Annotated in this window: 15 protein-coding genes and 1 pseudogene; 10 read left to right on the top strand and 6 right to left on the bottom strand. The window is 32.4% G+C overall.

The genetic code is table 11. The features are described from left to right. Positions 1–74: 74 nt before the first annotated feature. Complete coding sequence (locus tag ADIWIN_RS02525; protein ID WP_020894817.1) at positions 75–692, bottom strand: LysE family translocator; 618 nt, start codon at positions 690–692, stop codon at positions 75–77. 97 nt (positions 693–789) lie between these two features. Between ADIWIN_RS02525 and ADIWIN_RS02520 the strand changes: the two genes are divergently transcribed. Further along, entirely contained in the window at positions 790–1,719 is a 930-nt protein-coding gene (locus ADIWIN_RS02520) for a T9SS type A sorting domain-containing protein (RefSeq protein WP_020894816.1), read from the top strand. Here the strand turns inward: ADIWIN_RS02520 and ADIWIN_RS02515 are convergent. Next, entirely contained in the window at positions 1,712–2,755 is a 1,044-nt protein-coding gene (locus tag ADIWIN_RS02515) for a quinone-dependent dihydroorotate dehydrogenase (protein WP_020894815.1), read from the bottom strand. The genes ADIWIN_RS02520 and ADIWIN_RS02515 overlap by 8 nt on opposite strands. Positions 2,756–2,892: 137 nt before the next feature. Here ADIWIN_RS02515 and ADIWIN_RS02510 point away from each other — a divergent pair, with 137 nt between their 5' ends. The 7 genes and pseudogenes from ADIWIN_RS02510 to ADIWIN_RS21065 all read left to right on the top strand — a co-directional run bounded on the left by ADIWIN_RS02510 (position 2,893) and on the right by ADIWIN_RS21065 (position 6,816). Beyond that, a complete protein-coding gene (locus tag ADIWIN_RS02510) occupies positions 2,893–3,723 on the top strand; it encodes a universal stress protein (RefSeq protein ID WP_020894814.1) in 831 nt (276 codons plus the stop codon). 21 nt (positions 3,724–3,744) lie between these two features. After that, positions 3,745–4,974 (top strand): peptidase T, encoded by a 1,230-nt coding sequence (pepT, locus tag ADIWIN_RS02505; protein ID WP_020894813.1) that lies wholly within the window; start codon positions 3,745–3,747, stop codon positions 4,972–4,974. 133 nt (positions 4,975–5,107) lie between these two features. Then, positions 5,108–5,473: a DUF2200 domain-containing protein gene (locus tag ADIWIN_RS02500; protein ID WP_020894812.1), complete on the top strand. Its 366-nt coding sequence runs from the start codon at positions 5,108–5,110 to the stop codon at positions 5,471–5,473. Between the two features lie 99 nt (positions 5,474–5,572). Continuing rightward, positions 5,573–5,692: pseudogene (locus ADIWIN_RS22085) on the top strand (A24 family peptidase C-terminal domain-containing protein); the annotation flags it as partial. 99 nt (positions 5,693–5,791) lie between these two features. After that, positions 5,792–6,220: an SMI1/KNR4 family protein gene (locus ADIWIN_RS02495; protein WP_040756370.1), complete on the top strand. Its 429-nt coding sequence runs from the start codon at positions 5,792–5,794 to the stop codon at positions 6,218–6,220. Positions 6,221–6,263: 43 nt separating this feature from the next. Next, positions 6,264–6,545: a DUF1801 domain-containing protein gene (locus tag ADIWIN_RS21070; RefSeq protein WP_020894810.1), complete on the top strand. Its 282-nt coding sequence runs from the start codon at positions 6,264–6,266 to the stop codon at positions 6,543–6,545. Positions 6,546–6,756: 211 nt separating this feature from the next. Beyond that, on the top strand, positions 6,757–6,816 hold the full coding sequence (locus tag ADIWIN_RS21065) for a hypothetical protein (protein ID WP_235046981.1): 60 nt from the start codon (positions 6,757–6,759) through the stop codon (positions 6,814–6,816). Between the two features lie 191 nt (positions 6,817–7,007). Here ADIWIN_RS21065 and yajC read toward each other — a convergent pair whose 3' ends face one another. From yajC to ADIWIN_RS02470, 4 genes are all read right to left on the bottom strand, one after another. After that, positions 7,008–7,298 carry a preprotein translocase subunit YajC gene (gene yajC / locus ADIWIN_RS02485; RefSeq protein WP_020894808.1) on the bottom strand — a complete coding sequence of 97 codons (291 nt, stop codon included), beginning with the start codon at positions 7,296–7,298 and terminating at the stop codon, positions 7,008–7,010. Positions 7,299–7,322: 24 nt separating this feature from the next. Beyond that, positions 7,323–7,898, bottom strand: coding sequence for a DUF1573 domain-containing protein (locus ADIWIN_RS02480; RefSeq protein ID WP_020894807.1), 576 nt, complete (start codon positions 7,896–7,898; stop codon positions 7,323–7,325). A 229-nt stretch (positions 7,899–8,127) separates the two neighbouring features. Next, positions 8,128–9,072: a transcription antitermination factor NusB gene (nusB, locus tag ADIWIN_RS02475; protein WP_235046971.1), complete on the bottom strand. Its 945-nt coding sequence runs from the start codon at positions 9,070–9,072 to the stop codon at positions 8,128–8,130. 106 nt (positions 9,073–9,178) lie between these two features. Next, positions 9,179–10,282 carry a Glu/Leu/Phe/Val family dehydrogenase gene (locus tag ADIWIN_RS02470; RefSeq protein WP_020894805.1) on the bottom strand — a complete coding sequence of 368 codons (1,104 nt, stop codon included), beginning with the start codon at positions 10,280–10,282 and terminating at the stop codon, positions 9,179–9,181. Positions 10,283–10,414: 132 nt separating this feature from the next. On the opposite strand from ADIWIN_RS02470, the gene ADIWIN_RS02465 reads away from it, so the two are divergent. Further along, positions 10,415–12,169, top strand: coding sequence for an ABC transporter ATP-binding protein (locus ADIWIN_RS02465; protein ID WP_040756368.1), 1,755 nt, complete (start codon positions 10,415–10,417; stop codon positions 12,167–12,169). 63 nt (positions 12,170–12,232) lie between these two features. Then, entirely contained in the window at positions 12,233–12,622 is a 390-nt protein-coding gene (locus tag ADIWIN_RS02460; protein ID WP_020894803.1) for a PUR family DNA/RNA-binding protein, read from the top strand. Positions 12,623–12,696 lie beyond the last annotated feature (74 nt).

The raw sequence follows: 12,696 nt of genomic DNA, 5'->3' as shown, positions 1-12,696 counted from the left end.
ATAAATGATTCTTCTAAATTAGTGATTCCGATAACTATCTCAATGTGTTAACATAAGTCATATAGAATATCTTTCTAAATGAGAATAAAAACCGCAATCCCTATAAAAACCACAATCTGAAGCCATTTTAAAACTAAGCCTGAGTTTTTATGTTTTAATGTGTAGGTTTTAATCTGACCTGCTAATAAAGCAATTGAAGAAAAAATAATGAAAGACACCAGCATGAAAAGTCCACCTAAAATATAAAATTGCCAAACGGTGCTCATGGTTTCACTAAATAGAAACCCAGGAAAAAAAGCTAAAAAGAAAATGGTCACTTTTGGGTTGAGGACATTCATAAAAAAACCTTGAACAAATAATTGTTTTAGACTTTTCTTAGGCACATGTTCAGAATTAAAATTAAGACTTGCATCAGACTTAAAGACTTTGTAGGCTAGATATAACAGATAAATCGCTCCCAAAAGTTTAATACCGAAAAACAGATTTTCGTTCGCTGCTATGATAGCAGAAACACCAAAGGCTAATAAGGTGGTATGAATTATACAACCAGTAATTAAACCGCAGACCGTTGCTAATCCATAAGATTTACCATGACTAATACTTTGTACTAAAACATAAATATTATCTGGCCCTGGCGAAATTGCCAATACTGATGTCGCTAATGCGAATGATATAAGTATGTCGTAATTCAATTATTAATGTTTGTTCGAAAATAATATAAAACCCGAAAAATTATGTAAATTTCCATGACTTAAATCGAATTAAGTTTCAGAACACATTAAAATTACTATGAAAAAGATTATACTTACACTTATTTCATTTTTTATACTAATTGTCTCAAATAATATTAGTGCACAGTCCTTTGCAAGTTACAATATTAATTTTACTAGTACATGGAATTCTAATGATCATGGTCCTTTACCAAGTAATGCACACTGGTCTGATTTAGTTGGTGCCACTCATAACAATGATATCACATTTATAGAATTAGGAGGTACAGCCTCGCCTGGTATTAAAAATGTTGCTGAGTTAGGAGATAATGTTATTTTTAATACAGAAGTACAAACGGCAATAAATGCTGGTGATGCAGAACAATGGCTTTCTACGACTTTTGACGATTATGCTGCAATATCGTCTGCAACGCTAGTTGATGTGATTCTTTCCGAAGATTTCCCTTTACTGACATTAACGTCTATGATTGCTCCAAGTCCAGACTGGATAATCGCTGTGAGTAACCTTGATTTATGGGATATAAATACAAACAACTGGAAAGAGACATTTACAATAGATTTGTATCCTTATGATGCTGGAACAAAGGACGGATTTAATTATTCTGGAGACAACATAGCTACAGATCCTAGTGGTGTTATTACTAATGTGGCAGGTGTAGAAGGCTATCCCTTTAATTCGGAAAAAATTGGAACTTTAACAATCACATTAATCGCTATTACTTTAAGTACTGAGGATTTTAATAAAAATGAGGATATTAAACTATTTCCTAATCCAAATGATACGGTTAGAGTAACTATTACGAATTCAAGGTTACTAAATAGCGTTATTTTTTACGATTTATTAGGTAAACAAGTGATGCACGTTGATAACTCAAATAATAAAGACAATCTTGCTATAGATATTTCAAATCTAAATAAAGGAGTTTACATTGTTCAATTAGAAAACACTTCAGGTAGTGTTAACAACAAAAGACTAATAGTTAATTAGAGCAATTTAACTTCAATAAGGCCTTATTAATTTGTTTTACTAGAGAAGGTCCTTCATAAATAAAACCGGTATACACCTGCACCAAATCTGCACCAGCTTCCAATTTCGCCAAAGCGTCAGTAGCAGAATGAATACCTCCGACTCCAATAATAGGAAAAGACTTGTTACTTTTCTCAGCTAAATACTGAATGACTTTAGTCGATTTGTCTTTAATTGGTTGTCCGCTTAAACCTCCATTTCCAATTTCATTAAGTCGTGCATCACTCGCTTTTAAATCTGTTCGGTCGATAGATGTATTACTTGCAATAACACCATCGAGATTGGTTTCTGCAATTAATTCTACAATCTCATCTAATTGAACGTCGTTTAAATCTGGTGCTATTTTAAGTAGAATTGGTTTCTGCTTACTAAATGTAGCATTGGCTTTTTGTACCGTAGAAATAAGTTCTAACAAATAATCTTTATCATTCAGTTTAGCATGGCTTCCTACATTTGGACAACTGACGTTAAGTACAAAATAATCGACATAAGGATGTAATGCATTAAAACACTCCAGATAATCTTTAGTATAATTTTCAGGAAGCGTTTGGGTATTTTTCCCAATATTCCCACCAATGATTAATTGTCCTTTATTTTTCTTTAATTGAGAAATAGCAGCTTGCAAACCGTCATTATTAAAACCCATGCGGTTAATAATGCCTTTATCGTCCTTTAATCTAAATAAACGTTGTTTAGGATTGCCTTCTTGTGCCTTTGGTGTAACCGTTCCTATTTCAATAAAACCGAATCCGAAGTTGGCCAATTCATTATATAAAACGGCATTTTTATCAAAACCTGCTGCTAGACCGACAGGGTTCTTAAATTTTAATCCGAATAATTCACGTTCCAATTGTTTATCTTCAACAACATACATGGCTTTAAATATACTTTTAACTCCTGGTATTTTAGATAAATTCCGAATTAGAGAAAAGGTAAAATAATGTACTTTTTCTGGGTCGAAAAGAAATAAAATAGGTCTTATTAAAGCTTTATACATGAGAATGATTTTGCCCTGCAAAAATAAGCATCTATTCCTTAAAAAGGAACTATTAATTTTTTCATAAACTGTCAATTATCATAATTTATACTTTCTAATTTATGTAACTTTGAAACACTAACCAAAATCAAATTATCATGAAAAAAATTATTGTTCCTGTCGATTTTTCAAAATATTCAGAATATGCCTTAGAAACTGGTGCTGCATTAGCAAAACAACATAATTCAGAATTAATTGTAATGCATATGTTAGAAATGTCTGAATCCATTTTCTCTGCTTCAAGCACTGAAAGAGGTGAAGAAAATGCATTTATGCTAATGGTAGCTAACAAAAAATTTGAAACATTTTTAGATCAACCCTATCTTGAAGGCCTTGAAGTTACACCAATGGTTAAGTATCATAAAGTCTTAAAGGAAGTTGCAGAGGTTGCAACTGATGTTAGAGCAGACTTAATCGTTATGGGTTCTAGAGGACATAGTGATCACGATGGCGTTTTTACCGGTTCTAACACCGAAAAAGTAGTACGTTACAGTAATACACCAGTATTAGTTGTAAAGTCTAAACCTAAATCTGTTAATTTTGAACATATTGTATTAGCTACAGATTTTTCTGAAGAAAGTATTCCTGCTGTTAAAAAGTCTCTTGAATTATTATTCAAATTAGGTCAGAAAACAACCTTATTACATATTAACTCACCAAACTTAGCATTTTTAAGCACTGATGAAATTGACGAAAAAATTTCAATCTTTTTAAAGCTTGCTAAATTAAACGAAAGTGATGTTACTATTGCTCGTATTTCAGATCACAATGTAGAAGATGGTGTTTCAAATTTTGCAAGAAAACAACAAGCAGACGCCGTTGCTATGATTACTCATGGAAGAAAAGGACTAAGTCATTTCTTTGGTGGTAGTATTTCTGAAGATGTTGTTAACCATTCAAAACTTCCTGTTATTACCTTTAAACTTTAATTTTTAAATACAAATAATTTTATGCAGCATATCATAAATCGCTTTATAAGTTACGTTACAATAGACACAGAATCCGATCCAAATTCTGAAACCACACCGAGTACAAAAAAACAATGGGATTTGGCTAACAAGTTGGTAGAAGAACTAAAAACGATTGGCTTAAGTGATGTTTCTATTGATGAGAATGCATATATCATGGCAACCTTACCAAGTAATGTTAATCACGATGTCCCTGTTATTGGATTTGTATCTCATTTTGATACCTCTCCAGATTTTACAGGTGCGAATGTGAAACCTCAAATTATTAGCAATTATGATGGGAAAGACATCATTCTAAATGCCGAAGAAGATATCATTCTCTCACCAGATTATTTTGACGACCTATTACTTTACAAAGGTCAGACCTTAATAACAACAGATGGTACAACACTTTTAGGTGCTGACGATAAAGCTGGTATTACTGAGATTATTACTGCCATGGAATACCTTATTAATCACCCTGAAATTAAACATGGTAAAATAAGAATTGGTTTTACACCTGATGAAGAAATTGGCAGAGGAGCACATAAATTTGATGTCGATAAATTTGGTGCAGATTGGGCTTATACCATGGATGGTAGCCAAGTTGGAGAATTAGAATATGAAAATTTTAATGCCGCAGGAGCTAAAATTAAAGTAAAAGGGAAAATTGTGCATCCTGGTTATGCCAAAGGAAAAATGATAAATTCTATGTATTATGCTTCAGAGTTTATTACTATTTTACCACGATTAGAAACTCCAGAATGTACCGAAGGTTACGAAGGTTTTTTCCATTTACATAATATAGAAGGAGATGTTGAAGAAACAACTCTTGAATATATTATTAGAGATCATGACAAAGATAAGTTTGAAGCTCGAAAAGCTTTATTGGAAAAAGTGGTTTTTGATTTAAATACAAAATACGAAAGTGAAGTTTTTAAAATTGAAATAAAAGATCAATACTTCAACATGAAAGAAAAAGTGGAACCTGTAATGCATATTGTAGATATTGCAGAAGAAGCGATGAAAGCTGTTGGTGTTACTCCATTAATTAAAGCGATACGTGGAGGAACTGATGGTTCTCAACTCTCTTATATGGGATTACCTTGTCCAAATATTTTTGCCGGTGGTCATAATTTTCATGGGCGCTATGAGTATGTTCCTGTCGAAAGCATGCAAAAAGCTGTAGAAGTTATTTGTAAAATTGCTGAATTAACGGCTATAGAAAAATAGTTTCAGTCCTTTATAAAGACTTATAATAATTTCAATAAGCAGTAAACTATATTATTTAGTTTACTGCTTATTTTTTTTATGCTTAAATTTAAGAACCAAAAATCTTTCGTTTTTCAATTACAATATATTCATTATGACTACAACATCAAAACACGACGAACGTATTGCTGTAATGACATTTGCATCTGTTTACCCTCATTATATCACAAAAGTTGAAAATAAAGGCAGAACAATAGCAGAATTACACCAAGTCTTAGAATGGTTAACCGGTTTTGATGATACTAAACTTCAAACACTCATTAATGACAAAGTCACGTTCAAAACCTTCTTTAAGAAAGCTAAGTTAAACCCAAATGCACATCTCATTAAAGGTGTTATTTGTGGTTACAGAATTGAAGCTATAGAAACTCAATTAACTAAAGAAGTACGCTATTTAGATAAATTGGTTGATGAATTAGCAAAAGGAAGGAAGATGGAAAAGATTTTACGTAACGCATAATTCACATTTCAAACTTTTAAATAATCAGCATAGTATATAACACGAAGCAACACCGAAACATAAATAATACAGCAATTATAAAAACTAAAATCATCAACCTTTACCGATGAAGATGGCGAAACTTATACTTTAGCTTTTAAAGAGGGATTAACAACAGAAGACATAGAAAAGTTAAAGCCTTTATTTCCCAATAACAAAATTGACAATGAACTCATCTAAATTTTAAAAGAGACGCGTGGTTGGGAAGACTATGGTTTAGATGACGTTGATTTTTCATCAATAGGACAATTTGGATTTACCGAATTGTGTCCGAATTCTGTGACTCTAGGACACGATGGATTTGGTAATCATTGGGTTTTAGATATATTAAATGATGGCTCATTAGGTCATGTATATTACGCCTGCCACGATCCTGCTATTTTTATACGCTACGCTGATAATTTAAATGGATTTTTAAGCAGTTTATTGGAATTTCACGATTCACCAACACACAATTACCTCAATGATATCCATGATAATGTCGTCTATGATATTTGGAAAAATAATGGTCAATTATTCGATAAAATCAATTTTGAAAAAGCTAACACATCCTATTTTCCATTTTTAAATCAATTGGAAGGTAATGATTGGGCTATAGCTGATCTAAGAAATGCTAAAAATAAAACAGGTTTTGCATGGGGGAAATTTGGACCTAATAGTGAAATAAAACGTCATCCAAAAGAATTAATTTGGGGTATTAAAAAGTAAAAAGGATTATTTAAACGCCTTTTCGGAAGCTAAACCAATTCCAATGAAAAAAGTAACCTTAGTAGAAGAATACATTGAAGTCAATCAGCACTTCTCAGATGCACTTAGCATTTTGCGACGTATTATGAATACCACTGAGTTAGAAGAAACCATAAAATGGAGCATGCCAACCTACTGCCTAAATGGTAAAAATGTTTTAGGTATTGGAGCATTCAAAAATCATTTTTGCATCTGGTTTCATCAAGGTATCTTTTTAAAGGATGGGAGCAATTGCTTTATAATGCGCAAGAAGAAAAACGAAAGCCATGCGGCAAATGCGTTTTGAAACTAAAGTCGATATTAATGAAGTTGCAGTTTTAATGTGCGTAAAGTAAGCTATAGAAAATCAACGCTTAGGTCGTGTTATTAAACCACAACGTAAGAATAAATCTATTGTTATTCCTAATGAATTAAAAGATTTTCTTAGAACCAACACAGAACTAAACACCAATTATAACTTACTGTAACTTTCTAAACAACGCGAATACTGCGACTATATTTCTGATGCAAAACGAGAGACGACAAAACAAACACGTCTAAATAAAATAAACCTCTGATATTAAAAGGCATTGGTTTACACGATAGGTATAAGCAGTGTTAGTTGTTGGTTGTTGGTTGTTGATTGTTGGCTGTTGGCTGTTGGCTGTTGGTAACAAAACGATTATGTTTTTAAGAACAAACTATTTATAACAAAAAAAAGACTGTTCAAATACATGAACAGTCTTTTAAATTTTATACGCTAATCAGCTTATTTTACAACAGCTGGTGCATTTAATTTATTACTCATTTCCATAGAAATTGCAGAGCGGTCAAATTTAATTTTCCCTGCTAATGTTTCAATAACACAACTGCTATCTTTATCATTTAATTCTACAATTTTTCCGTGCATCCCGCTTTTAGTAATTACACGAGTTCCTCGTGTTAACTCGCTTGCAAACTTTTTTTCTTGTTTAGAGCGTTTCATTTGTGGTGCAATCATAAAGAAATACATCACTGCAAAAATAGCGATAAACGGTAAAAATGATCCTATTGCGTCCATTCAGTAATTATAAGTAATTGTTTATTAATCGTGATTATGTCCTTCGTGACCTGGTTGCGTAGAATACTTTCGAGGCGCAGCGGCAGCAGCTCCATTATCTGTAGCTAAAGGATTAACTTTTGGTGCTAATGATTTAGTAGCAGCAGCAGGTGCATTTGGATCTTTTTCAATAAAAGCAGTAATCTTAACTGGTAATTGACCTTTTTCAGTATTAGTCACCATTGTTAAAGACTTAGTTGTTTTACCATTACCCTTACCGTTAAATTTTACAGTAAATTCACCTGTTTCACCTGGCTGAACTTCTTTAGTAAAGTTTGTTGGTACTGTACATCCACAAGTACTTTTTATATCACTTACCACTAACATAGAGTTTCCAGTGTTTGTGTATTTAAAAACTGTTTCTACAGGAGTTCCGTTAGCTATCGTACCAAAATCATGCTCTGTTTTATCTAAAGTTAAAACTGCAAAATCACCAGCATTAGCATCTCTTTCTGCAGCAACAGCAACATTTTCAGATTTAATTTTACTCGCTGCATCATCCTTACAAGATGTGAAAGCTACCATGCATAATGCACTAAGTCCTAAAATTACTTTTTTCATTATTCTATTTTTTTGTTAAAAATTGTTTCAGCTTACGAAGTTAATGATTATTTTAAGGAATTAAAATTTTTAAGTCCTTGTTAACATATTTTAGTAAGAAATCACTTTCTAAATTATTACTATTCAACTTCATTATATGACCTAAAACACGGTTTTACTGAAATTTAGTCCATTTTAAATTCAAAAAAATAACATTTAAAGTTGTCCTCCTTACAGAAAACAGCTTTTACTACATTAAACCTCTTCCTGCTTTAGGGTGCATATTTTCAGCTTGATATTCCTTTACGATCTTATCTAAGATTCCGTTAATAAACAAACTACTCTTTGGTGTTGAGTATTCCTTGGCAATTTCAAGATATTCGTTAATCGTAACTTTATGAGGAATAGAAGGAAATTTTTGAAACTCGCAAAGTGCCATTTTTAACAATACACCATCTAAACTTGCTAAACGTTCAGAATCCCAATTGGTTGTTTTCTTACTAATTTCTTCTGCAAACTTAGAACTATTCAAAAAAGTCTTTTTAAATAACTCAATTGCAAACTCCTTATCATCATCATCTTTATACAAACTTGGTAACAATGCTGTTTCTGGAGACGTTAGCTTCAGCTTACGCAATACTTTTAACATGGCAGTATTTACCACTGGCAAATCATCTACCCAAGTGATTTTCTTATCTTCAAAGAAATCGTAAAGTTTCTCGTTTGGAGCTATGATATCCGTAAAAACATCGATCACAAAATTTTTGTCTTTCTTAAAACTTGGTTCTGAGTCTTCTGTGTAGTTTTTATAAATGTCACTTTTTAAAATCGCTTTAAAAAGAATATCCACATATTCAAAATCTAAATCCCAAAAATTCAACTTCTTATTAGCAATGGCATCTTGCAACATTGTATTACTACCAATAAGATGTAACAGTTGATTCTCTTGAAACTTTAAATCCGGGTTCTTATCAGCTGCCGTTCCTAAAAGTTTACCTTGTAGTTTATCGTTATGATCCTTACTCTTCTTATGCAGTTCTGTCAGCAGCGCTAAAAGCGATAAGTATAAATCATACATACTATCTAAACTGTATAACAAAAACTTCTGTTCTTTAATTAAATCATCACTTTCTGTACCTTTAAAAGCATACATGGATTGCATAGCTTTAATTCTGATGTGTCTTCGGTTTAGCATGTGTAAGAACTCACTTTTATATTGGTTGTTAAAAAAGGTGAACCTATTAAAGATTCACCTTGCAAAAATACTATTATTTAATTTTTATATCCGAAAATAATTGAGACTATTTTAAGTTTTCTCTCTTACGAGTTTCAATACGTTCTCTAGCAATATTTAAGGCCGCGTTGTGCGTTGTAAGATTATTCACCTTAGCATTATCTAAAATTTCGAGCGTAGTATTATAAATATTCTCAGTTTTACGCATTATTTCTTGTCTGTCGTAATTCTCTAACTCTGCATATACATTGATAATTCCACCTGCATTAATTAAAAAATCTGGTGCATAAACGATACCGCGTTCTTGCAAAATTAAACCATGACTTTTCTCTTCTGCTAATTGATTATTTGCAGCTCCGGCAATCACTTTTGCTTTTAACTTATAAATAGTATCATCATTTATTGTCGCTCCTAAAGCACAAGGTGCATAGATATCCATATCTTCACTGTAAATATCATTACCACCATAAATTGTTACTCCGTACTTAGAGCGCACTTCTTCTAATCGTTCTTGGCTGATATCTGCGATAGTGACATTAGCACCTTCGTTAACCAAATGCTCAACAAGCGCTTCACCTACATTACCAATACCTTGCACGTAGATGTTTTTATCTTCTAATATATCTGAACCAAATTTAAATTTAGCAGCAGCTTTCATTCCCATAAAAACACCATAAGCAGTGATTGGAGACGGATTACCAGCACCACCTTTACTTTCTGAAATTCCGGTTACATAAGGAGTCACCTCTCTCACAGTATCCATATCTTCAGTAGTCATCCCAACATCTTCTGCAGTGATGTAACGTCCGCTTAGCGAATGTACAAACTCACCAAATCGTCTCATCAACTCTGGTGTTTTTTGTGTTTTAGCATCGCCAATAATAACGGCTTTACCTCCACCAAGATTTAAACCAGTAATCGCTGATTTAAACGTCATGCCTCGAGATAAGCGCAATACATCATTAAGTGCCTCCCACTCGTTAGCGTAATTCCACATCCTAGTACCACCTAATGCTGGGCCTAAAACTGTATTATGAATACCAATTATAGCTTTTAAACCAGTATCTTTGTCATTGCAAAAAACAATTTGCTCATGATCGTCAAAAGAATGTTGTCCAAAAACAGGATCCATTTTTTTTAAGTCTTTTGCAGTTATAATATCTGAAGTCATTTTTGTTAATTTAAGGGCGTTTAAGTATATTCTAAAAACAGCATGCAAAAGTAAATCATAATTAAAGGATTAGCAAAACATTAACTATTAAATGCGATTATCATAATACTTTTGAAGTATTAAAGTCATAGAATGAAGGCACTAAAACATCTTAATAAATATTTTTACAAGTACAGATATCGCATAATCATTGGCATCCTTATTACCATCGTAGCTAAGATCTTTGCCCTTTTTACACCGCGATTAGTCGGTGCATCCATTAACATAGTTTCTGATCGGTTAGATGGAAAAATTTCTGAAGAAATTTTCAGACATGAGTTAATGATTAACGTTCTCTACCTTGTTGGCGCAGCTATTATCGCCGGAATTTTCACCTTTTTAATGCGTCAAACCATCATTAATGTGTCTCGTTATATAGAATTTGATCTCAAAAATGAAATTTATCAGCATTACCAAGTTCTGTCTTTAAAGTTTTATAAATCCAACAGAACTGGTGATTTAATGAATCGTATCAGTGAAGACGTAGGAAAAGTAAGAATGTATGTTGGTCCGGCCATAATGTATACCATTAACACCATTACTTTATTTGCCGTTGCTATAATTTATATGGTTGATCGGTCACCTTCATTAACCTTATACACGTTACTACCCTTACCTTTTCTGTCCGCTGTTATATATAAATTAAGTCGTTTAATTAATAAGCGAAGTACCATTGTGCAACAGTCACTATCCACACTTTCTACATATTCACAAGAAACATTTAGTGGTATTTCTGTTATAAAATCTTATGGTATTGAACCTAGAACAAATCTAGAATTTGAAAACCTTTCAGCAGAAAACCGACAGAAACAGATTAATCTTACTAAGGTACAAGCCTTATTTTTTCCGATGATGATTTTATTAATTGGAATTAGTAATCTTATTGTAATTTATGTTGGCGGCATGCAATATATGAATGGCAAAATTGAACATATAGGTACTATTGCAGAGTTTATTATTTATGTCAATTTATTAACTTGGCCAGTAGCTACCGTAGGTTGGGTAACCTCTTTAATTCAACAAGCGGAAGCATCACAAGAGCGGATCAATGAGTTTTTAGATACAGAACCCGATATTAAAAACACAGCGAAAGAATTGACACCTATTAAAGGTGATATAGAGTTTAAGAATGTATCATTTGTCTATCCCGACACTAATATTGAAGCTTTAAAAAATGTAAGCTTCACTTTAAAATCAGGAGAAACCTTGGCTATTCTTGGAAATACAGGTTCAGGAAAATCGACTATTTTAGATTTAATTGGCCGCTTATATGATATTGATAAAGGTTCTATTTTAATTGATGATACGCGTATTTCTGATTTGAATCTTTTCAGCCTAAGAAGCAGCATTGGTTATGTACCACAAGATGCATTCTTGTTTTCTGATACTATAAAAAACAACATCAAATTTGGAAAAGAAGATGCTACGGATGACGATGTTATTGAAGCTGCACAAAACGCTAAAGTCCATAAAAACATCATCGGTTTTACTAAAGGTTACGATACTATTTTAGGGGAACGTGGTATTACACTATCTGGTGGTCAAAAACAACGTGTTTCTATCGCTAGAGCCATTATTAAAAAGCCAGATATTTTGTTATTTGATGATTGCTTATCTGCGGTAGACACCGAGACCGAAGAGAAAATCCTTAAAAACCTTGTGAAATTAACCAAGGATAAAACGACGATTATTGTAAGCCATCGTGTGTCTTCAGCTAAGAATGCAGATCGTATTATTGTTTTAGATGAAGGAAAAGTAATAGAGTCCGGAAATCATGAAAGCCTTATGAATACTAATGGCTACTACAAGGAACTATACAACAAACAACTCTCTGAAAAAGAAATGTAATTATTTGTTGTTTAGGTAAGTTTTTTTTAGATTTTTGGATTGAAATAAAAAATAGATTGAGTTATGAGTGATTATGAAATGATGGATAAGGAAGAAATATATTCTAAAGTATTACGTGCGGGAAGAAGAACCTATTTCTTTGATGTTAGAGCTACAAAAGCTGGTGATTATTATTTGACCGTTACTGAGAGTAAAAAATTCACGAATGACGATGGTTCTTTTCATTATAAAAAGCATAAAATCTACCTTTATAAAGAAGATTTTACTGAGTTTAAAGAAATCTTATCTGAAATGACCGATTATATCATTAACGAAAAAGGTCAAGAAGTCATTAGCGAACGTCACCAAAAAGACTTTAAACGCGAAGATGATTTTGTAACTCAAGAAGCAAAAACACCTGAAGACACAAAAAGCATAGACAGTTTTACAGATATCAGTTTCGACGATATTTAAAAACAGCTTCTGTTAAATAACACCAAACCTTGACAATTATGTCAGGGTTTTTTTATTTTTAGACTCTAACCAAC

This window comes from Winogradskyella psychrotolerans RS-3, from assembly GCF_000427335.1.
GTDB lineage: Bacteria > Bacteroidota > Bacteroidia > Flavobacteriales > Flavobacteriaceae > Winogradskyella > Winogradskyella psychrotolerans.
Note: the sequence above shows the minus strand (reverse complement) of the source record. Positions and strands in the feature narration are given on the sequence as shown.